This is a genomic window from Streptomyces sp. BA2 (assembly GCF_009769735.1).
GTDB lineage: Bacteria > Actinomycetota > Actinomycetes > Streptomycetales > Streptomycetaceae > Streptomyces.
In genome coordinates this window covers 3,285,202-3,306,923 of sequence record NZ_WSRO01000002.1, presented here as the reverse complement: position 1 = coordinate 3,306,923, position 21,722 = coordinate 3,285,202, and the positions used below count along the sequence as shown (strand labels likewise).

16 protein-coding genes are annotated in these 21,722 nt (G+C 70.7%); 4 read left to right on the top strand and 12 right to left on the bottom strand.

All coding sequences use genetic code 11. The annotated features are described in order from the left end of the window. Positions 1 to 8: 8 nt before the first annotated feature. Positions 9 to 2,750, top strand: a complete 2,742-nt coding sequence (ppdK, locus tag E5671_RS17595) for a pyruvate, phosphate dikinase (RefSeq protein WP_160504921.1) — start codon at positions 9 to 11, stop codon at positions 2,748 to 2,750. A 138-nt stretch (positions 2,751 to 2,888) separates the two neighbouring features. Here ppdK and E5671_RS17590 read toward each other — a convergent pair whose 3' ends face one another. The 10 genes from E5671_RS17590 to E5671_RS17545 form a co-directional block, all read right to left on the bottom strand. Beyond that, positions 2,889 to 3,443 (bottom strand): hypothetical protein, encoded by a 555-nt coding sequence (locus tag E5671_RS17590; RefSeq protein ID WP_160504920.1) that lies wholly within the window; start codon positions 3,441 to 3,443, stop codon positions 2,889 to 2,891. A 10-nt stretch (positions 3,444 to 3,453) separates the two neighbouring features. Continuing rightward, positions 3,454 to 7,974: an RHS repeat-associated core domain-containing protein gene (locus tag E5671_RS17585; RefSeq protein ID WP_160504919.1), complete on the bottom strand. Its 4,521-nt coding sequence runs from the start codon at positions 7,972 to 7,974 to the stop codon at positions 3,454 to 3,456. A 157-nt stretch (positions 7,975 to 8,131) separates the two neighbouring features. Further along, positions 8,132 to 8,716 carry a hypothetical protein gene (locus E5671_RS17580; RefSeq protein ID WP_160504918.1) on the bottom strand — a complete coding sequence of 195 codons (585 nt, stop codon included), beginning with the start codon at positions 8,714 to 8,716 and terminating at the stop codon, positions 8,132 to 8,134. A gap of 10 nt (positions 8,717 to 8,726) precedes the next feature. Further along, complete coding sequence (locus E5671_RS17575; RefSeq protein WP_160504917.1) at positions 8,727 to 10,580, bottom strand: APC family permease; 1,854 nt, start codon at positions 10,578 to 10,580, stop codon at positions 8,727 to 8,729. A gap of 145 nt (positions 10,581 to 10,725) precedes the next feature. Further along, the gene (locus tag E5671_RS17570; RefSeq protein ID WP_160504916.1) at positions 10,726 to 11,667 is read right to left on the bottom strand and encodes an oxidoreductase; all 942 of its coding nucleotides are present in this window, start codon (positions 11,665 to 11,667) and stop codon (positions 10,726 to 10,728) included. Between the two features lie 72 nt (positions 11,668 to 11,739). Further along, a complete protein-coding gene (locus E5671_RS17565; RefSeq protein WP_160504915.1) occupies positions 11,740 to 12,519 on the bottom strand; it encodes an SDR family NAD(P)-dependent oxidoreductase in 780 nt (259 codons plus the stop codon). Between the two features lie 85 nt (positions 12,520 to 12,604). Further along, positions 12,605 to 13,189 (bottom strand): TetR family transcriptional regulator, encoded by a 585-nt coding sequence (locus E5671_RS17560; protein WP_160504914.1) that lies wholly within the window; start codon positions 13,187 to 13,189, stop codon positions 12,605 to 12,607. Positions 13,190 to 13,234: 45 nt separating this feature from the next. Further along, on the bottom strand, positions 13,235 to 13,558 hold the full coding sequence (nirD, locus tag E5671_RS17555; protein ID WP_160504913.1) for a nitrite reductase small subunit NirD: 324 nt from the start codon (positions 13,556 to 13,558) through the stop codon (positions 13,235 to 13,237). Then, the gene (gene nirB / locus E5671_RS17550; protein WP_160504912.1) at positions 13,558 to 16,167 is read right to left on the bottom strand and encodes a nitrite reductase large subunit NirB; all 2,610 of its coding nucleotides are present in this window, start codon (positions 16,165 to 16,167) and stop codon (positions 13,558 to 13,560) included. The genes nirD and nirB overlap by 1 nt, the downstream gene beginning before the upstream one ends. A 1-nt stretch (position 16,168) precedes the next feature. Next, positions 16,169 to 17,422, bottom strand: a complete 1,254-nt coding sequence (locus E5671_RS17545) for an NAD(P)/FAD-dependent oxidoreductase (RefSeq protein ID WP_160504911.1) — start codon at positions 17,420 to 17,422, stop codon at positions 16,169 to 16,171. A gap of 287 nt (positions 17,423 to 17,709) precedes the next feature. On the opposite strand from E5671_RS17545, the gene E5671_RS17540 reads away from it, so the two are divergent. From E5671_RS17540 to E5671_RS17530, 3 genes are all read left to right on the top strand, one after another. Next, the gene (locus E5671_RS17540) at positions 17,710 to 19,113 is read left to right on the top strand and encodes a ferredoxin reductase family protein (RefSeq protein WP_336605774.1); all 1,404 of its coding nucleotides are present in this window, start codon (positions 17,710 to 17,712) and stop codon (positions 19,111 to 19,113) included. Between the two features lie 34 nt (positions 19,114 to 19,147). After that, the gene (locus tag E5671_RS17535) at positions 19,148 to 19,339 is read left to right on the top strand and encodes a hypothetical protein (RefSeq protein WP_160504910.1); all 192 of its coding nucleotides are present in this window, start codon (positions 19,148 to 19,150) and stop codon (positions 19,337 to 19,339) included. 95 nt (positions 19,340 to 19,434) lie between these two features. Next, a complete protein-coding gene (locus E5671_RS17530; RefSeq protein WP_160504909.1) occupies positions 19,435 to 20,217 on the top strand; it encodes a sulfite exporter TauE/SafE family protein in 783 nt (260 codons plus the stop codon). A gap of 9 nt (positions 20,218 to 20,226) precedes the next feature. Here E5671_RS17530 and E5671_RS17525 read toward each other — a convergent pair whose 3' ends face one another. Together E5671_RS17525 and E5671_RS17520 are read right to left on the bottom strand one after the other, a co-directional pair. Continuing rightward, the gene (locus tag E5671_RS17525; protein WP_160510249.1) at positions 20,227 to 20,844 is read right to left on the bottom strand and encodes a class F sortase; all 618 of its coding nucleotides are present in this window, start codon (positions 20,842 to 20,844) and stop codon (positions 20,227 to 20,229) included. 192 nt (positions 20,845 to 21,036) lie between these two features. Beyond that, a complete protein-coding gene (locus tag E5671_RS17520) occupies positions 21,037 to 21,594 on the bottom strand; it encodes a hypothetical protein (protein WP_160504908.1) in 558 nt (185 codons plus the stop codon). Between the last annotated feature and the right edge of the window lie 128 nt (positions 21,595 to 21,722).

Genomic DNA, 21,722 nt, shown 5'->3' with positions numbered 1-21,722 from the left:
CGAGACCCGTGTCGGAAAACAAAGATCCCCACGTAGCGACGCAGAGCGATGCGGCCGTGAAGTTCGTTTACGACTTCACCGAGGGCAACAGGGACCTCAAGGACCTTCTCGGCGGGAAGGGCGCGAACCTCGCCGAGATGACCAACCTCGGGCTGCCCGTCCCTCCGGGCTTCACGATCACCACAGAGGCCTGCAAGACCTACCTCGCCAGCGGCGAGGAGCCGGTCGAGCTGCGCGACGAGGTGAGCGCGCACCTCGACGCCCTCGAGAAGAAGATGGGCAAGAAGCTCGGTCAGGCCAATGACCCGCTGCTCGTCTCCGTCCGCTCGGGCGCCAAGTTCTCGATGCCCGGAATGATGGACACCGTCCTGAACATCGGGCTCTCCGACAAGTCGGTGACGGGCCTCGCCAAGCAGTCCGGCGACGACCGCTTCGCGTGGGACTCCTACCGCCGCCTCATCCAGATGTTCGGCAAGACCGTCATGGACGTCGACGGCGAGCTCTTCGAGGACGCCCTTGAGGCCGCCAAGGCCGCCAAGAAGGTCTCGGTCGACACCGACCTGGAGGCCGCGGACCTGAAGAAGCTGGTCACGAAGTTCAAGAAGATCGTCAAGACCGAGGCCGGGCGCGACTTCCCGCAGGACCCGCGCGAGCAGATGGACCTCGCGATCCGCTCGGTCTTCGAGTCCTGGAACACCGACCGCGCCAAGCTCTACCGCCGCCAGGAGCGCATCCCCGGCGACCTGGGCACCGCGGTCAACATCTGCTCCATGGTCTTCGGCAACCTCGGCCCGGACTCCGGCACGGGCGTCGCGTTCACCCGCGACCCGGCCAGCGGCCACCAGGGCGTGTACGGCGACTACCTGCAGAACGCGCAGGGCGAGGACGTGGTGGCGGGCATCCGCAACACCGTCCCGCTCGCCGAGCTCGAGCAGATCGACAAGAAGTCGTACGACCAGCTCATGCAGATCATGGAGACCCTTGAGACGCACTACAAGGACCTCTGCGACATCGAGTTCACCATCGAGCGCGGCCAGCTGTGGATGCTGCAGACCCGCGTCGGCAAGCGCACCGCCGGTGCCGCCTTCCGCATCGCGACGCAGCTCGTCGACCAGGGCCTGATCGACGAGGCCGAGGCGCTGCAGCGCGTCAACGGCGCGCAGCTCGCCCAGCTGATGTTCCCGCGCTTCGACGACACCGCGAAGGTCGAGCAGCTCGGCCGGGGCATCGCCGCGTCACCCGGTGCCGCGGTCGGCAAGGCGGTCTTCGACTCGTACACGGCCATCAAGTGGTCGCGTTCGGGCGAGAAGGTCATCCTCATCCGCCGTGAGACCAACCCCGACGACCTCGACGGCATGATCGCGGCCGAGGGCATCCTCACCTCCCGCGGCGGCAAGACCTCGCACGCCGCCGTCGTCGCCCGCGGCATGGGCAAGACCTGCGTCTGCGGCGCCGAGGAGATCGAGGTCGACACCAAGCGCCGGCGCCTCACCGCGCCCGGCGGTGTGGTGATCGAGGAGGGCGACGTCGTCTCCATCGACGGCTCGACCGGCAAGGTCTACGCCGGCGAGGTGCCCGTGGTCCCCTCTCCGGTCGTCGAGTACTTCGAGGGCCGGATGCACGCGGGCGCCGACGACGCCGACGAGCTGGTCGGCGCCGTGCACCGGATCATGGCGTACGCGGACCGGGTGCGCCGCCTGCGTGTCCGTGCCAACGCGGACAACGCGGAGGACGCGCTCCGTGCCCGCCGCTTCGGCGCCCAGGGCATCGGCCTGTGCCGCACCGAGCACATGTTCCTCGGTGAGCGCCGCGAGATGGTCGAGCGGCTGATCCTCGCCGACGCGGACGGCGAGCGCGAGGACGCCCTCAAGGAGCTCCTGCCGCTCCAGAAGCGCGACTTCGTGGAGCTCTTCGAGGCGATGGACGGCCTTCCGGTCACGGTCCGCCTCCTGGACCCGCCCCTGCACGAGTTCCTGCCGGACATCACCGAGCTCTCCGTCCGGGTGGCCCTCGCCGAGTCCCGCAAGGACTCGAACGAGAACGACCTGCGCCTGCTCCAGGCGGTGCACCGCCTGCACGAGCAGAACCCGATGCTGGGCCTGCGAGGCGTACGCCTCGGCCTCGTGATCCCCGGCCTGTTCACCATGCAGGTACGGGCCATCGCCGAGGCCGCGGCCGAGCGCAAGAACGCCAAGGGCGACCCGCGTGCGGAGATCATGATTCCGCTCGTCGGTACGGTCCAGGAGCTGGAGATCGTCCGCGAGGAGGCCGAGCAGGTCATCGCGGAGGTCGAGGCGACGACCGGCGTGGCGCTGAAGCTGGCGCTCGGCACCATGATCGAGCTGCCGCGTGCCGCGCTCACGGCGGACCAGATCGCGGAGGCCGCCGAGTTCTTCTCCTTCGGCACGAACGACCTCACGCAGACGGTCTGGGGCTTCTCCCGCGACGACGTGGAGGCGAGCTTCTTCACGGCGTACCTGGAGAAGGGCATCTTCGGTGTCTCCCCGTTCGAGACCATCGACAAGGACGGCGTGGGCAAGCTGGTGAAGGACGCGGTCAAGGCCGGCCGCGCCACCCGCCCCGACCTGAAGCTGGGCGTCTGCGGCGAGCACGGCGGTGACCCGGAGTCCGTGCACTTCTTCCACGAGGTGGGCCTGGACTACGTCTCCTGCTCCCCGTTCCGGATCCCCGTGGCCCGCCTGGAGGCGGGACGCGCCGCCTCGGAGTCGGCGGGCAGCGACCACCGGTAGTCCTGACGGACCACCGGTAGAACTCCGGGGCCGACGCCGTGTCCCCGACCCTCACCGATGCGGCGTCGGTCCCGGTTCACGACGAAGGGGCAGCACCCTGTGCGGGGGGTGCTGCCCCTTCGGGTTGCCGCTATCGGCTCATTCCGTTCTCAGCTCGCGGCTTGTGGCTCGGTTCTTCGCGATGTTCCGGGTCTTCTTGGTGTTGGCCGACTCGGCGACCACGGCGAGTACCGCCGGCGACCTCGACCCCTCGGCCAGGCAGCGCTGCATCCAGTCCGTGACCTCCGCCAACTCGGCCGGTGTCGGTACGTGGCCGTCCTTGACGGACAGGTAGAACAGCCAGTCGTCGATGCGGCGGCGGATGAAATCGCGGTACCCCTCCGCCGGGAGCTGGTCGATCTCCGGCAGCAGTTCCGCCGACCACTGCCGGAACTCGGCAGGACCGCTCACCTTCCTCGCGATCTCGTCCACGAGGGCGACCACCGCTGTCTTGGCCCCGCTGACGTCGGGGTCGCGCAGGATCGTGGCCACGATCGCGCGGTCCCGGTCGCGGCTCCGCGAGGAAGCGATCACCGAGACGATGCGTAGGTACGCGGACGTTCGGGCGTGGTCGTCCGCGACGGCTTCGTCGACGTCCACGTCGATGATGCCGGCCTCCGCCAGCAACTCGGCCACATCGGAATGCAATGTCATCGCTTCATCCCTACTTGCAGGGTTTCTTGGCGGCCTCGGCGGCCTCGCGCTGCTCCTTCGCGGCCCGCTCCTCCGCCTGACTCCGCCTGCCGAGCTTCCTGACGGCGGTCCTGATCTGCGGCTTGAAATGCTCCACCGCTTGGCGCTGCTTGCTCGAAAGCTCCGGTTGGTTGTGGAGGGGTTTGCCGTTCGGCCCGATTCTGACCTCGCGTCCCCCGCCACCGGTGACATGAGCGTGCGCGGGCTTGTCGACGTCGTACTCGTGCACGACGATTTTCACGCCGTTCTTGCTGACGTCGAGGAGGGAAAGGCCGAGAGGATCGATCCACATGAACGGGTTGGGAACGTAACTGTGCGGCCCGAAGCCACCGGCGAGACCGATCGGGTCCGGGGTGAGGTAGCGGGCGGTTTCGGGGTCGTAGTGCCGGAAGTAGTTGTAGTGCAGCCCCGTCTCGGGGTCGTAGTACTGGCCGGGGAAGCGCAGTGGGGTGTAGGCGGTGGCGCTGCGGTTCCAGGCTGTGGTGCCCCAGAGGGTGGTCCTGGTGCGCCAGGCGATGTCGCCCTGTTCGTCGAGGAGTTCGGTCGGGGTACCGACGAGGTCGGTGACGATGGCGTAGAAGCGGGCGTCCACTTCTTCGTCGGTGAGGTGTCTGCGCTCAGTTTGGGCCAGCGGGCACAGGCCGTCATGGTCCCAGGTGAGGGTTACTGATTCCGATGCGCCCGGGGCGTGGCTCGTCTGCTCGCAGAGGGTCATGTCGTCCCAGGTGAAGTCGACCTGTTCCGCCACCCCCTGTTCCGCCATGCGCTGTTTGGATATCCGGCGGCCCAGGGGGTCGTAGAGGTAGCGCCACCTTGTGCCGTCGGGGGTCACTACGCACGTGAGGCGGTCTTCCGCGTCCCACTCGTAGTGCCAGGTGTCGGGCTTGCGGGACAGGCGGGTCTTCTGGCGCAGGGTGGTGCGGCCTGCTGTGTCGTATTCGTAGCGGACGTTGCCTGCTGCGGTGATTCGGGTGCCGGTGTAGGTGCGGGGGCCTGTTGCCTCTTGGCCCGGCATGGGGGCCGGCCAGGAGGCGTCGGTCTGGTTGCCCGCCTCGTCGTAGGCGTAGGTTTCCGTCCAGCCTGCCGCGTGGACCGCTGTCACCCGGCCCGCCGCGTCCAGGTCGAAGCGCCGCGTGCCGCCCAGCCGGTCCTCCATGCCGGTCAGATGGTCGTCCGCACGGTACGTGTACACACGGTGCTGGATACGCGTGCTGGCCGGGCCCATCAGTTCCTGTTTCGTCAGGCGGCCCACGACGTCGTACACGTTCGTCAGTGTCAGGGCATCGCCGACCGTGCGGGTGAGTTCCCGGCCCGCCTCGTCGTGCGTGAACGCCAGCCTCCTCCCGGACGTGGTCAGTTCGGTGGCCTTGCCTGCCGCGTCGTACGTCCAGGTGCTCGTCGCGCCGGACGGTGTGGTGCGGCGGGTGCGGCGGCCCAGTGCGTCGTAGGTGTGGGTCAGGGTGCGGCCGTTGACCGTTTCCGAGAGCAGGCGGCCTGACCCGTCCCTGGCCAGGGTCAGTGTCACGTCCGGGCTCACCGCCGCGGTGAGGCTGCCTGTCGCGTCGTAGGTGAAGCGCGTGATCGCGGCACCCGCCACGTTCTGCGTGACCGTCCGGCCCAGCGCGTCCCGTTCGAAAGTGATCACGTCGCCCGTGGCCGTCGTACGGGCCGCCAACTGGCCCGCCGCGTCGTGGGCGTACGTCAGTGTGCGGTCGTCGAAGTCCGTTTCCGCCACCAGGCGGCCCGCCGGGTCGTACTCGTAACTCCAGGTCAGGCCCTGCGGGTTGGTGACCTTGCGGAGCTGGAGCTGGGTGTCGTGGTCGAACTCGTAGCGGACGCCGTCGGGGCCTGTGCGGGCCGCGATCAGGTCGAAGTGCGTGTATTCGTGCGTCGTGGTCGCGCCCATCGCGTCCGTGTGCGAGACGCAGTTGCCCTCGCCGTCGTACGTCCACGACTCCGACGAGCCGTCCGCCTCCGTACGCCGCGCCAGCCTGCCCTCGACCGTCCACTCAAGCCGCGTGGCCGCGCCCGCCGGGTCCGTGATCGTGGCCGCGCGGCCGAAAGCGTCGAGGTCGTAGCGGGTCACCGCGCCCAGCGGGTCCGTGACTTCCAGCGGCAGGCCCGCCGCGTTGCAGCGCAGCTCGGTGGTGTGGCCGAGGGGGTCGGTGATGGTGGACACGGCTCCGGTGGCTTCGTGGGTGAAGCGGTGAGTCATGCCGTCGCGGTCGGTCACGCTGGTGCGGTTGCCGTGCTCGTCCCATGCCTGGCGCTGGACGGCGTCGTCCGGGCCGGCGATCTCGACCGGCAGGTTGAGGTCGTTGTAGACCGCGGTGACGCACGTGCCGTCCGCAGGACGTACCGCGGTGAGATTGCCGTGCTCGTCCCAGGTGTTCTCGGTGCGGCGCCCCAGCGCGTCGGTGCGGACGAGCAGGTTGTTCCAGCTGTCCCACTCGGTGCGGACGGTGCCGCCCAGCGGGTCCGTCTCGGACAGGAGCTGGCTTAGGTCGTTGTAGCGGTAGACGGTGGTCTGGCTGAGGGCGTCGGTGTAGCGGGTTTCCTGCTCATCGGGGCGGTACTCGATGGTGCAGGCCAGGTGGCCGGCGGTGCTCTCGCCGCGGACGCAGCGGTCTTCGTCGTCGTAGGTGAAGCGGTACCAGGTGTGGTTGCTGTCGGTCCAGGACGTGATGCGGGCGTCGTCGTCGTAGTCCAGACGCAGCCGCACTCCGGCAGAGTTGTGGACCTCGGTCAGATTGCCGACCTCGTCGTAGCCGTACGCGGCCACCAGCGTGTCGCCGGGGGCGTCCTCGGTGCCGGTGGACGTGCCGGTGGACGTGCCGCTGGACGTGCCGCTGGCGAGCAGGCGCAGCGCGGTGATGCGGTTGTCGTCGGTGTCCACCTTCAGGTGGTAGCCGCCGGTGTGGCGTATCGCCGTGGGGGCGCCGGTGGGGTCGTGGTCGATGTCGATGCGGTTGCCGTTGCGGTCGGTGATGGCTCGCAGGGGCAGGGGCAGGGGCAGGGGCAGGGGCAGGGGCAGGGATTCGTGTCCGTCCGTCGTGCCGGGTGTGGCCGGGAGGAAGTGGCGGACGCGGCCGGAGTGCGGGTCGGTGACCGTGACCGTGCCTGCGTCGTCGATGCTCAGCGGCCAGCGGGGGCCGTGGGCGGGCAGCACTGGTTCACGGCCGGGCTCGGGGTGGGGGTAGGACAGCAGCTGGCCGTCCTCGGTGACGTAGACCAGACCGTTGTCGTCGGTCTCGACCCGCTCGTCCAGCGTCGAGGCCCATGAGTCGCCGTACCAGTGGCCCCACCGGTACGTGGACAGGTGCGTGCGCTCGAGGACGAGTGGGAGCAGACCCGGCAGCGCGATGTCGGTCTGCTCCATGAGCATTTCGCCGGAGATCATGTCGATGGGGTCGCCGTTCTTGCAGCGGCCCTTGGCCGGCTTGCCCTTGCCCGCCACCTTCTTCATGCCGCCCGAGAGGGCCTTGCGGAGTCCCCCGGCCCCGGAGCGCAGTCCGCGGGCGGCGGCCTTGAGGCCCTTGGCCGCTCCGGCGAGGCCGCGGAGGGAAGTGAGGGCCTTCATGCCGGGGATGCAGTCGAGGGCGGCGAAGGCGACGTCGAGTAGGCCTGCTTCTCCGTTGGCGTATTTGTTGAGGGTGTCGGCGAGGACGACGAGGGCGGCGATGAGGACGATCGCGCCGAGGATCGGACCGCCGACGATCAACGCGATGACACCGAGGACGGCGACGACGACTTTGCAGACGGCGACGATGGTGTCCCAGTTGTCGGTGACCCAGTCGCCGACCTCCTCCCACCACTTGCGGTTCTGAATACCGGCGTCGGAGGCCTCTTCGAGTTTCTTCTTCGCCGTCCCGGCCGCGTCCTCGCGCATCTTGCGGGCGTCTTCCGCCATCTTCTTCGCGGCGTCGAGGTTGCTCTTCGCGGCGGAGACGTCCGACTTGGCGGTCGTCTGGGCCTTTTCGGCGGCGGTGGCGTTGCGGGTGGCGGCCTTGACCTTGTCCGGGTCGGGCTTGGGGACGTCCTTGCCGGAGTCCTTGTCGTCCTTGTACTTGTCGGCTTCCTTGCCCGCCTTGTCCATCCAGGAGTCGGCCGATGTCAGCCGGGTCTGGGCGGAGCTCAAATCGCCCTGCGCTTCACGGCCCTTGACCAGCGCCTTGTCCGCTAGGGCCTGGGCTCGCTCCAGCTCCGGCCAGTACGTCGACAGCGCGTCGCCGGCCATCTCGTAGCTCTTCTTGAGCTTCTTCAGCTTGCCCGGCGCATCCTCGAACTCCGACGTGAACGACTCCGCCGTCTTGCCCGCCCAGGTCAGGAGCGCGTCCTCGCCCGCCATCCCCTTGATGTCGCGCAACACTTTCGAGACGTCATCGGCGAAGTCGTGCAAGTTCTTCGCGAGGTTGCGAACCCGGCCCGGATCTCCGGGCGTTGGATCCTTGTCCAGGTCGAGTACGTGCCAGTCGGCCGGACGGTGCGACACCGATACATTCCCCCGTTAAATCGCTCACTTACGTCCCGATACTTACGTCACGAGACGCAACAGAAGCTCATCTCACCACAAGAGAACATGTCTCAGTGCCCCTGAGAGGGCCCTGGCTGCGGCTCGACTGGGGGCGTGAGCACGGGCGTTCGTACGCTCAGTCCTCCAAGAGGGATTTCAGCGCCGCGAGGCGCTCGCGCCAGAACACCTTGTACGCCGCCACTTCCGCCGCGTCCCGCAGCTTCTCGTGGCCGACGCCCACCACCGTCTTCTCCGGCGCCTTGACCGTGAGGGTCACGGAGATGCGGGTGGTGGTGCCCTCGGCGTCCTTGAAGTCGGCGGTCACCGACTTGGCGGGGCGGTGCGTGCGGAGGGAGACCTCCGCGTCGGGGAGCCAGCGGCGGCGTACGGCGTCGTCCGCGAAGGCTTCGATGACCCGCGCGGCCGAGGCTTCGATCGTCTTGCTGCCGCTCGTCCGCCACTCGCCCGTGCTGCTCTGGCCGACCTGCCGCAGGCCGCGCTCCTGTTCGTAGCCGACCGCCACGGACTGGGCGTACCAGCCGTCGGCAGCGTGTTCCTCGCGGACGTGACGGGCGATCTCCGTGTGGGTGCGGGACGTGGCGCCCCAGGCATCGAGCACCTCGAACCACTGCGGCCAGTCCTTGCCCGTCGCCTCGCGCAGGGCGTCGTCCGACAGCTTCTCAGTGATCCTCTTGCCCGTGTGGCCCGTACGTCCGCTCATGGCGCCGACGCTAGGACCGGCCACGCCCCGCCGCAAGGCGGAACCGCAGGCGGCAGATGACCGCGTCCGTGTCGCGCCGGACGGCGTGTGCGAGGACCGAGCCGCGCTGGTTCTGGAGCAGGCGCTGCCAGACATGGGCCGGCTCCACCTCGGGGATCAGGACGGTGACGCGGGTGGTGGGGTGGTACGTGTAGATCCGCTGTACGTACGCCGACACCGGACGCCCGACGGAACGCGTCAGGGAGTTCAGCTCCACCAGGTCGACGCCGGGGTTCCACAGCTCCCAGTCGCGGCGCAGCGCCTCCGTGGCGCGCCGGTCCTCCGGGTCGGGGTGGGTGACCGTGACCGCGCGCACCTCGTCGCCGAGGGACACCGCGGCGTTCAGGGCCTCGCAGGTGAGGCGGGACAGGTTCGACACGGGCACGATGACCAGGGAGTGGTCGCGGTGCGGGGGCTCCGGGAAGCGGCCGAGGCCCAGGTCGTCGCCGATCCTGCGGTAGGCGCGGTGCACCGCCTCGAAGCAGAGCACGATCGCCGGGAGGGCGAGCACGATCAGCCAGGCGCCCTCGGTGAACTTGGTGGCCGTGACGACCACCGCCGAGATGCCGGTGAGCACCGCGCCGAAGCCGTTGAGCAGGGCCTTCGACGGTTTGCCCGCCGCGCGCCAGTGGAGCACCATCCCGGTCTGGCAGAGCGTGAACCCGACGAAGACGCCGATCGCGAAGAGCGGCACGAGCGTGTTGGTGTCGCCGCCGGAGAAGACGAGCAGCCCGGCCGATACGGCGGCAAGCGCGAGGACACCGTGCCGGTGGACCTGGCGGTCGGCCTTCAGCGCGAAGACGTGCGGGAGGTAGTTGTCCCGGGCGAGCAGGCTCATCAGGACGGGCAGACCGCCGAAGGACGTGTTGGCGGAGAGGGCGAGCAGGACCATCGTCGCGAACTGCACCACGTAGAAAGCCCAGTTGTGGCCGAGTGACGCGTCCGCGAGCTGCGCGAGGGCCGTGACGCCCTCGACGGGCTGGAGCCCGAAGCGGGAGATCAGCACGGACAGGCCGATCAGCATCACGCCGAGCAGCGCGCCGAGCGTGACCTCCGCGTGCTGGGCGCGCCTGACGCGCGGGGCGCGGAAGGACGGTACGGCGTTGGCGATGGCCTCGACTCCCGTCAGGGCGGAGCAGCCCGAGGCGAACGCCTTCAGGAGGAGCAGCGCGCCGACGGTGGTGGCGTTGTCGGCGAGGGCCGACGCGTGGCCATCGGCGGCGGCCGTGCTGACCGGCCCCTCGCGGAACAGGCCGACCGCGATCATGGTCAGGACGGCGCCGACGAATAGCGCGGTCGGGGCGATGAAGACGCGCGCCGAGTCGACGATGCCGCGCAGATTGACGGCCGTGACGACGGCGAGGACGGCCAGGCATATCCACACCCGGTGGCCGTACAGCTCCGGGAAGGCGGAGGTGAGCGCGGCGACGCCCGCGGTGACGGCGACGGCGACGTTCAGGACGTAGTCGAGGACCAGCGAGGCCGCCGCGACCAGGCCCGCGCGGCGGCCCAGGTGGGTCTTGGCGGCGGCGTAACTGCCGCCGCCGTCGGGGAAGGCCGCGATCACCTGACGGTAGGAGGCGACGAGCACGGCGAGCAGCGCGGCGATCCCCAGGGTCACGGGCAGCGTGAAGCCGAGCCCGTGGCCGCCGGCCGCCGCGAGGACCAGGACGATGGCCTCGGGTCCGTAGGCGACCGACGCCATCGCGTCCAGGGAGAGCGCGGCGAGGCCCTGGACGGCGGTCAGCCGGTGCCGCTCGCCGGGACTCGCGGTGTCCCCGGGATCAGGGGACTTGACGGCCGGGGACTCGGAGACGGTGGTCATGGGCGGGCCCCTCCAGGCTGGTTCGATCGCTTGAGCGATGACCAGCGTGGGCGGGCCGCCGAAGGCCCGCTCGCCCCCTTGGCGGCTCCTTGGCGCGTACGGGGCTGATCTTCACGCCTCGTTGACGTGGGGCGTCAGCGGTGCCTCACCCCTTCAACGCCGGGTACCGCACCCCCGTCAGCCCCTCCGAAGCCGCCCACAGCCGTTCCCCCGCGGCGTCGCTGAGAGTCCACTTCGCCCGCCAGGACTTCCCCGGCGCCCCCTGCCACCCCAGGATCCGGGGTCCGGTGAACGAGTCGGGGCGGACTCCCGGCGCCGTGGCCGCGTACAGCGAGGGCAGGGCGCCCGCCGTCGCGGGCTGGGCCAGGGCGCGGTTGCCGAGCCACATCACGCGCTCGGCGATCTTGCGGCCCTCCATCCTGGGCCCGGCGGCCTGGAGGTTCGTCTCCGCGTAGCCGGGGTGCGCCGCGGCGGCCACGACGTCGGAGCCGGCGGCCGCGAGGCGTCGCGCCAGCTCGTGGACGAAGAGGAGGTTCGCCGTCTTGGAGCGGCCGTAGGCGATCCAACGCCGGTAGTTCCGCTCGCTGTTGAGGTCACCGATGTCGATGTTCGACAGAGCGTGGAACGCGCTGGACACCGTGACGATCCTGGCCCCCGGCGTCCGAAGGAGCCGGGGCAGCAGCAGCCCGGTGAGCGCGAAGTGGCCCAGGTGGTTGACGCCGAACTGCGTCTCGAAGCCGTCCACCGTCTGCCGGTAGGGCAGTGCCATCACGCCCGCGTTGTTGACGAGGAGGTCGAGGCCGCCACCCTCCTCGCCGTCACGGTCGTACGACTCCGCGAACTCCCGCACCGAACCGAGGTCGCCGAGGTCGAGCCGCCTGAACTCCACATCGGCAGAGGGAATTTCGGACAGCAGCTGCTCCAGTGCCCGCGTCCCCCGCTCCTCGCTGCGGCAGGCGAGCACCACGCGCGCGCCACGACGGGCGAGTTCGCGTGCGGTGACATATCCGATGCCGCTGTTGGCGCCGGTGACCACGACGGTCCTGCCGCTCTGGTCGGGGATGTCGCTCGCGTTCCAGCCCGTCATGACACAGCTCCCTCTGCTTGGGCGCACGCCTGTTCCTACCCGAGGGTAGGCAGTGCGAGCCTAGGGGAGGATTCAGGCTGCGGCACCCCCGTCGATCACCAGATCCGCGCCGACCACCGACGCCGATTCGTCCGAGGCGAGGTAGAGCACGGCGGCCGCGACCTCCGCGGTCGTCGAGACGCGGCCGAGCGGCGTCGAGCTCTTCATCCGCTCCGCGCGCTCGGCCTCGCTCTCGCCCTGGAGCAGCGACATGCTGGTGTCGGACGAACCGGGGCTCACGGCGTTGATCCGTATCCCCTCCCCGATGTACTCGGCGGCGGCGCCCTTGGTCAGCGCGGAGACCGCCGCCTTGGTGGTCCCGTAGCCGATGGTGCCCGGAATGCTGATGTGGGGGCCCAGCGTGGAGGAGATGTTGACGATCGCCCCGCCGCCCGGCTGCGTACGCATCTGCCTCACCTCGGCCTGGAGCGCGAGCAGTACGCCGGTGACGTTGATGTCGAGCATCGTCCGCCAGTCCTCCTCGGGCAGCTCCGCGAGCGGCTGCCCGGCGCGCAGGACGCCCGCGTTGTTGACGGCCACGTCCAGGGTGCCGAACCGCTCGACGGTGGCCTCGACGAGCGCCGCGAGGTCGGCGGAGCGCGACACGTCGGCGGTGACGGCGAACGCGGTGCCGCCCGCGTCCTCGATGAGACCCACGGTCTCCTTGAGCGGGCCTTCGGTGCGCCCGGCGACGACGACGTTCGCGCCCTCGGCGGCGAACGCGAGCGCCATGGCACGGCCGAGGCCGGAGCCGCCGCCGGTGACGAGGGCGGTGCGGCCTGCGAAGCGGGTGCGCGGTGCTGCTGAAGTCATGACAGAGCTCTTTTCTTGAACGATCGGTCCAGTATGAGGGCATGAAAAAGAAGCCAGGGAGAGGCCATGGAAAGGAAAGAGGGGCTCAGTCGAGCAGGCTCAGCGCCTGCTCCGTCGCGTCCCGCACCCGCGCCGGGTCCTTCGACGCCTTGCCGACCACGCGCAGCCCCTGCATCAGGGTCAGCAGCATGCGCGCGATGGCGAGCGGGTCGCGGTCCTCCGGGAGCTCGCCCTGCGCCTGCGCGCGGACGAGCGCGGAGTGCAGCAGTGTCTCGATATGCTCCCAGCTGCGCTCGACGCAGCGGGCCGCCACCTCGTCGTGCGGGCCGAGCTCGGCCGCCGTGTTGGTGATGAAACAGCCGTTCAGGCGCCCCTCGTCGGAGGAGGCCTCGCCCCCGAAGCGGCGTACCACCGCGCGGACGGCGGGCAGTGCGGGGCCCGGCTGGGAGAGCTCGGCGAGCAGGCGCGGGTTCTGGAACGCGGCGTACCGCTCCAGCGCCTTCAGGTACAGCTCGTGCTTGTTGCCGAACGTCGCGTAGATGCTGGCGCGTCCGATGCCGAGCTCCTCGACGAGGTCGGCCATCGACGTCGCCTCGTAGCCGCGCCGCCAGAACAGCTCTAGGGCCGACTGGAGCGCGGCGTCCGGATCGAATTCCTTGGTCCTGGCCACGAGGAGAGAGTACGAGTTTCTGGAACGACCAGTCAAGTAATTCCGCTACGCCAGCCGGACCCGGTGCGTCTCCACCGCCACCGAATCGTCGTCGAGGCACTTGCCCGTCTCCAGGTCGAACCGCTGCTTCAGGAGCGGCGACGCGACGAACGGCCGGCCCGCCGCCGCGCCGAGCAGGCCGCGCGAGAGCACCGAGGCGCCCGTGAACGGGTCGCGGTTGTCGATCGCGTACGCGCGGCCCTCGCGGTCGATGAAGAGCGCGGCCTGGCGGCCGTCGGGGAGCAGGGCGGCGATGCCGCGGCCCGGCTGGAGGTGTGCGCGGTCGCAGACCTCGAACCAGTCGTCTTCCAGGCGGAGTTGAATGCTCATCAGGATGCGGCACCTTCCAGGTCGCGGGGGCGGGAGCCGATGGACAACAGCGGCAGGTCGGGCTTGATCTGGTCCCGTTCCGGGACAAAGCTCACGGTCGGGTCCGGGACGTCCGGCGCGTTCACGAAGGACACGAACCGCGCGAGACGCTCGGGGTCGTTGATGGTCTCGGACCACTCGTCGCGGTAGTGCGCGACATGGTCGGCCATCAGGGCCTCAAGTTCGTCGCAGAGGCCGAGCGAGTCGTGGACGACCACGTCCCGTACGTGGTCGAGGCCGCCCTCGATCCGCTCCAGCCACGTCGAAGTGCGCTCCAGGCGGTCCGCCGTGCGGATGTAGAACATCAGGAACCGGTCGATGAGACGCACCAGTTCGGCATCCGACAGGTCCTGCGCGAGCAGGTCCGCGTGGCGCGGTGTCGCGCCGCCGTTGCCGCCCACGTACAGGTTCCAGCCGCTGGAGGTGGCGATCACGCCGAAGTCCTTGGACTGGGCCTCCGCGCACTCGCGGGCGCAGCCGGAGACGGCCGACTTCAGCTTGTGCGGCGAGCGCAGGCCCCGGTAGCGCAGCTCCAGGTCGATCGCCATCCGGACCGAGTCCTGCACGCCGTAGCGGCACCAGGTCTGCCCGACGCACGACTTCACCGTCCGCAGCGACTTGCCGTACGCGTGGCCCGACTCGAAGCCCGCGTCCACCAACCGCGACCAGATCAGGGGCAGTTGCTCGACGCGCGCGCCGAACATGTCGATGCGCTGACCGCCGGTGATCTTCGTGTAGAGCCCGAAGTCCCGTGCCACCTCGCCGATCACGATCAGCTTGTCCGGGGTGATCTCGCCGCCGGGGATGCGCGGCACGACCGAATAGGAGCCGTTCTTCTGGAGGTTGGCGAGGAAGTGGTCGTTCGTGTCCTGGAGGGAGGCCTGCTCGCCTTCGAGTACGTAGCCGTCGGCGCCGATCGTCGGGGCCAGCGAGGCGATGATCGAGCCGACCGTCGGCTTGCAGGTCTCGCAGCCCTCCGTGCCACGGGCCGACTCGCGGCCGTGGGAGTCCAGGAGCCGCCGGTAGGAGGTGATGCCCAGGGTGTGGACGATCTCGTACAGCTCCTGGCGCGTCTGGGCGAAGCAGCCGCACAGGCCCTTGTCGACCTCGACGCCCGACGCCTCAAGCTCGTCGTTGACCAGCTGGCCGAGCACCTTCACACAACTGCCGCAGCCCGTACCGGCCTTGGTGCACTTCTTGACCTCGGGCACGGTGGTGCAGCTGTGCTCGGTGACGGCGCCGCGGATCGAGCCCTTGGTGACGTTGTGGCAGGAGCAGATGACCGCGGAGTCCGGCAGGGAGGACGGGCCGATCGACACCGGGCCGCCCGCGCCCGCGGGGAGCACCAGCTGCTCCGGCGAGACCGGCGGCACGCTCCCGGTCATCGGCCGCAGCACGCCGTACGACTCCGCGTCGCCGACCAGGACACCGCCGAGCAGCTCGCCGCCCGTGCCGATGACCAGCTTCTTGTACGTGCCCGAGCGCGAGTCGGAGTAGACGACGTCCAGGCAGTTGGGGGTCGCGCCGTGCGCGTCACCGAAGGAGGCGACGTCCACGCCGAGGAGCTTCAGCTTGGTCGACAGGTCGGCGCCGGTGAAGCTCGACTCCTCGGTGGCGATCGCGGCGGCGACGGTCTCGGCCATCTCGTAACCGGGTGCGACGAGTCCGTAGACCCGGCCGTCCGAGGCCAGGGCGCACTCGCCGATCGCGTACACGGCCGGGTCGCTGGTGCGGCACTGCTCGTCGACGGTGATGCCGCCGCGCTCACCCACCGGAAGGCCGCAGTCGCGGGCGAGTTGGTCACGGGGCCGGACACCTGCGGAGAACACGACGAGATCGGTGGCGAGTTCACTCCCGTCCGACAGCTTCATCCCGCTGACGGCGCCCTCCGAGCTGACGATCTCCTGGGTGCCGACGCCCGTGTGCACGGTCAGGCCCATGCCGGTGATGGTGCGCAGGAGCGCGGCGCCGCCGCCCTCGTCGACCTGTACGGGCATCAGCCGCGGCGCGAACTCGACGACATGCGTGTCGAGTCCGAGGCCGCGCAGCGCGCCCGCCGCCTCAAGGCCGAGCAGCCCGCCGCCGACGACGGCGCCGGTCTTGGCGTACGTCTTCGCGTACTCCTCGATGGCGAGCAGGTCCTCGATGGTGCGGTAGACGAAACAGCCGGTGGTGTCCTTGCCCGGCACCGGCGGCACGAAGGGGAAGGAGCCGGTCGCGAGGACGAGGGTGTCGTAGGCGAAGGTCTGCCCGGAGCGCGCCGTGACGGTCTTCGCGTCACGGTCGACGCTCTCGGCGGGATCGCCGACGTACAGCTCGATGCCGTGCTTCTCGATGAACTCCGGGTCGGTGAGGGAGAGTTCGTCGGGCGTGCGGCCCGCAAAATACGAGGTGAGCTGTACGCGGTCGTAAGCGGGCCGCGGCTCCTCGCACAGGACGACCACGCGGTGCGTGTCGGTGAGGCCGCGGGCGGCGATGGCCTCCAGGAAGCGCTGGCCGACCATGCCGTGCCCGACCAGCACGATGGTGTTCTCGCGCGCGCCGGGGCGGGGGGTGGTGTCCGTGGGCATCTCAGAGGCCTCCGTCGTGTGTGAGCAGGTGGAGCAGGGGGCTGCCGTCGTCGGGCAGCGGGTCGTCGGCCTCCCAGGCGCGGGCGAGCGCGCCGACGGCGGTCAGCTCACCGAGCAGCACGCCGCCGACGAGCCGGTCACCGCGCACGACGACCTTGCGGTACGTGCCACGGGTGGCGTCCGCGAGCTGGACGACGTCGTCGTCGGGCCGGTGCTCGGGGTCGCCGAAGGCCGCCAGGTCCAGGGGAGCGGAGCCGGGGCGTCCGTTGTGCAGGGTGAGGCGGGTGAGGGCGCGGGTGCCTGAGTAGGGGCGCGCGTTTCGCGGGGAGATCAAGGCATCCGCGAGGGCGTCGGCCTGTTCGAGCGCGGGCGCCGCGAGGCAGCGGGCCTCGCCGGAGTGCTCGGCGCAGTCGCCGATGGCGCGGATGTGCGGGTCGGAGGTGCGCAGCTGGTCGTCGACGACGATGCCGCGGCGTACGTCGAGGCCGGCGGCCTGCGCGAGGCCCGTGCGGGGGCGGACGCCGCAGGCGAGGACGGTGAGGTCGGTGCCGAGTACGTAGCCGTCGGCGAGCTCTACGGATTGGACGGCGCCGTCGGCCTGCCGCACGCCGCGCACCCGGCACTCGGTGTGTACCTCCACCCCGAGCTCGGTGAGGTGCCGGTGCACGAGTGCGCTCGCGGCGGGGTCCAGCTGCCGCTCCATGAGCCGGTCGCCCTGCTGGGTGAGGACGACCTGGGCGCCGCGGACGGCGAGCGCGCGGGCGGCCGAGACGCCGAGCAGTCCGCCGCCGATGACGACGACGCGGGTGCCGGGCCGTACGGCCTCGGACAGGGCGAGGCAGTCGTCCATGGTCCTGAAGGCGTGCACGCCGCGCGGCAGCTCGGCCGCGCCGGGCTCGAAGAGGCCGCGGAGGGGAGGAAGGACGGGGTTCGAACCGGTCGCGAGGACGAGGGTGCCGTACGGGACGACGCTGCCGTCCGCGCAGTGCACGAGCCGGTCCGCGCGGTCGACGCGGACAGCGCGGGTGCGGAGGAACTCGCCGGGGACGGGCGGAAGACCGATGACCTCGGGGTCGAGTCGTCCCGAGAGGACGTCGGCGAGGAGTACGCGGTTGTACGGGGCGTGCGGTTCCTCTCCGATGAGGACGGCGCCGGCAGCGCCGCTTCCCCCGAGGCGCTGGGCGAGCCGGACGCCGGCGAGGCCGCTGCCGATCACCACCACGGGGGGCGCGGGGCTCGGGGTCGATGAGGTCATGTACGGCAGAGTGCGGGGGCGGTGTTACCCGGCGGCATCCTGACTGTTTCCCGGGGGGAACGCTGCCCTCAGCGGGCGCCGGGGCGGTGTGTGAGGGGTGGGCCCGCGGCCGTCCCTTGCCGAACAAGCTTTCCCGCCCACCCACCCGATTGCCCGGCAGCCGACGAACGGACCCACACCGTACCCGGCTTAACCCCCGTTGAGCCGATCCTCAAGTCCGCCTTAAGGATCAGTCGTAAGCCCCTGACCAGCTACTTCCAGCCGCGCCCCGCGCCTAGTCTGCGGCGGTGACCACCGACGTAGCCGATTCCCGCGGGCCGCAGGTTCCGCCGATGCCACAGGCGCCCCCGCGGCCCCGGGCCGCCACCGCCACCCCCGTCCCCCCGATCCGCGTCACCCCCGCCGCCCTGCGCAACGGAATCCTCGCCGTGGCCCTCGCCGTCACCGTGCTCTGGGCCGTGCAGGTCGAGCCATCGGCCCGGCTCGACGTGCTGTTCGCGACCGGCGCCCACCTCACCGGACTGCTCGCCGGGTACGGCGTCCTCGTCATGCTCTTCCTGATGGCCCGCGTGCCCGCCGTCGAACACGGCGTCGGCGCCGACCGGCTCGCCCGGCTGCACTCCCTCGGCGGTCGCTACGTACTCACCCTCTGCCTGGGTCACGCCCTGCTCGCCCTGTGCGGATACGCCGCCCACGCCGACACCGACCTCCTCAGCGCCACCCTCGACCTGCTCGGTTATCCAGGGCTCGCCCTCGCCGTCGTCGGTACGTCCCTGCTCATGGCCGTCGGCGTCACATCGGCGCGCGCGATGCGGCGCCGCGTCCCGCACGAGACCTGGCGTGCCGTGCATCTGCTGACCTACCTCGGCGCGGCGCTCGGCTTCGTGCACCAGCTCGCGGGGCCCGACGTGGCGGGCGGCATCCTGACGGTGTGGGCGTGGTCGATGCTGCACGCCACGGTGGCGGTGCTGCTCGTCTGGTACCGCGTCGTCGTGCCCGTGCGGCAGGCGCTGAAGCACAGCCTGCGCGTCATCGACGTACGCGACGAAGGGCCCGGTGTCGTATCGGTCGTGATGCAGGGCATCGGGCTCGACGGACTCAGGGCCGAACCGGGACAGTTCTTCCGCTGGCGCTTCCTGCGGCGCAGGCTCTGGCGCACCGCGCTGCCGTTCTCGCTGTCCGCGCCCGTGCGCGACGACACCCTCCGGATCACCGTGAAGGCCATCGGCGACCACACGCGGCGGATGCGGCGCCTGAAGCCGGGGACGCGGGTGCTCGCCACGGGGCCCTTCGGGGCGCTGACCGCGCATCGGCGTACGAAGCGGAAGGTGCTGCTGCTCGCGGGCGGCACGGGGATCACCCCGATGCGGGCGCTGTTCGAGACGTTGCCGGGCGGGCCCGGGGACATCACGCTCCTCTACCGGGCCGGCAGCGCGGAGCAGCTCGTACTGCGGGAGGAGCTGGAGGGGATCGCCCGGAGCAGGGGAGCGGGGCTGCACTATCTGCTCGGGCGGTCCGACGCCTCCTTCGATCCGCTCGCCCCGCAGGTCTTGCGCAACCTCATCCCCGACCTCGCCGAGCACGACGTGTATCTGTGCGGGCCGCCCGGGATGGCTTCGTCCGCCACCGCCGCGCTCGTACGGGCCGGGGTGCCCGAGGAGCGCATCCACGCCGAGTGCTTCACCTTCTGACCTTTCGAACCTTCTGAGAGGGGCTGACGCTGACATGGGACGTCACCGCAAACCCGTGGGCCCGGCCCAGGGCCCCACCCTTCAGGCGCGCCGCAAGCTGGCGGCGGGCCTCGCCGGGGCGAGCGCGCTGGTCGCCACGGTCCTCGCCCTCACGGTCGAACCGGCGGCGCCACCGGCTCCTGATCGCGTCCCGGCGGGGGTTCCGGCACCTCAGGCGGCTCCCTGAGAAGGAACCCGAGCAGGGAACCGAAACCTCTGAAGACCCTCAACTCTCCCTGAATTCATGGACGGCGTGATCACTCCCTCCATAAGGTCGCGATCATGCCTGACATATCGCTGACCACCGTCGTCGTCCTCTGCGTCGCCGCTCTCGCGGCCGGCTGGATCGACGCCGTGGTCGGCGGAGGCGGTCTCCTGCTGCTTCCCGCGCTGCTGCTCGGGCTGCCGGGATCGACCCCGGCCGCTCACGCCCTCGGGACGAACAAGGCCGTCGCCATCGTCGGGACGACCGGCGCCGCGGTGACGTACGTCAGGAAGACACCCGTCGACGTGCCGACCGCCGTACGGATCGGTCTCGCCGCGCTCGCCGGGTCCATGGGCGGCGCCTTCTTCGCCGCCGGTATGAGCACCGAGGTGCTCAAGCCTGTGATCATGGTGGTGCTCGTCGGTGTCGGCGCCTTCGTCATCTTCAGGCCCGCCTTCGGCACCGCGCCGTCCGCCCACCCCGCGTCGCCCAAGCGCATCCTCGCCGCCATCGGCCTCGCGGGCCTCGGCATCGGGTTCTACGACGGGCTCATCGGGCCCGGCACCGGCACCTTCCTGGTGCTCGCGCTGACCGCCGTGCTCCACCTCGACCTGGTGGCCGCGTCCGCCACCGCCAAGATCGTCAACTGCTGCACCAACGCGGGCGCCCTCGCGATGTTCGCCTGGCAGGGCGCGGTCCTGTGGCAACTTGCCGGACTGATGGCCGTCTTCAACCTCGCGGGCGGCATGCTCGGCGCGCACACCGCGCTCAAGAAGGGCAGCGGCTTCGTGCGGATCGTGCTGCTCACCACCGTGTTCGGGCTCGTGGCGAAGATGGCGTACGAGCAGTGGCTCGCCTAGGGAGCCGCGTCAGCGCACGCTCGTCAGGTGCGCGAACACCACCACGTTGCCCTGATAGCCCGTCTTCCTCGAATAGTCGCCGCCGCACGTGATCACCCGCAGCTCCGGCCGGTCCGCCGCCCCGTACACCTTCTCGTCCGGGAAGTCCTTCGCGTCGTAGACCTCGTTCGCGTCTACCGTGAACACCGCGACACTGCCGTCCCTGCGCTCGACCTCGATGGTGCGGCCCCTGGTCAGACCTCCCAGGTCGTAGAAGACGGACGGCCCATCGGCGTTGTCGACGTGTCCCGCCACGATGGCCGTGCCCTTCTCGCCGGGCGTCGTCCCCGACTCGTACCAGCCCGCGAGGTTCGTCTTCTTCGGCGGCGGTACGTCGAGGCTGCCCTGCCGCGTGAGGCCGAGCCCCATGAGGGGCGCGTCGACCCGGATCGCGGGGATGCGGATCCGGTCGGGCGGGGACGGGGGGAGCGCCGTGGCGGCCGGAGCGCGGCCGGAGCGCGGATGTGCCGAGGCGGCCTGCGCGGCGGACGGCTGGGGCGGTGGATGGGACGCGGTGCCGTTGTGCAGCAGCCACGCGCCGGAGCACAGGGCCAGGACGGTGACCGTGCCTATGGCGGAGTTGAGGATCTTCCTGCCGGGGGGCTTCTTGCCGGGCTTCCTGCCGGGCTTCCCGCCGGGGTTCTTGCTGCGCGTCACTCGACTCGTCCCCCTCAGGGTTCGGGGAGGCCGGTCCCCGCATCCCCCTCCGGATCCACGAGGGACAGGCGGACCCGGAGAGGGAGGGGGCTGGCGGTACCGGTGGACAGCGGAGGGTGTCCGTCAGATCCTGTCGCCTCTCGCCCGGCGATGCAGGAGCCAGGTACCGCCCGCGGCGGCGACGGCAAGCGCCGCCACACCCGCCGCGGTCTGTACGGGGTCGGGGCCAAGAGCGCCGCCGACCCCCGTCTTCACATGCCCCTTCGGGGTCACCTGCTGCTCACGGGCGGCGGCGGTGGAGGTGATCGTCACGACGAGGTCGCCCGCCACCTGCTTGCCGTCGGCGCCGGAACCGGAGCACTGCGCGACGATCTCGTAGGTGCCGGGCTGGGCCGACGGCGGGACCTTGAACTGACCGGCCGCGCTCCCCTCGTACTCCTTGTCCGTGCCCGGCGCGAGCGTGAAGGTGCCCGCGCCGACCGCGCTGGCGTCGCCCGAAGCGGACCCTTCGCTGCCGCAGACGGCGGTGCTCACGGTGACCGTGGAGCCGGGCATGACCGTGGACGGGTGGATGTCCAGGCCGCCACCGGCGGCGGGGGCCGCGGCAGCGGCGGGGGGTGCCAGCAGCGCCGCCGATGCGACGGCGAGCGCGGCAGTGGTCAGCAGGCGGGCTTTGCGCATCGTGCTTGCTCCTCCGAGAGACCAGCAGAGGGCACGGCCCGCGGCACCCCCAAGTGCCGCTGCGTCGGTCGAACCCCGCTCTACCGAGGTAAGTGGCACTCGGCGGCGCACGCCTCCTGAAGGTCTGT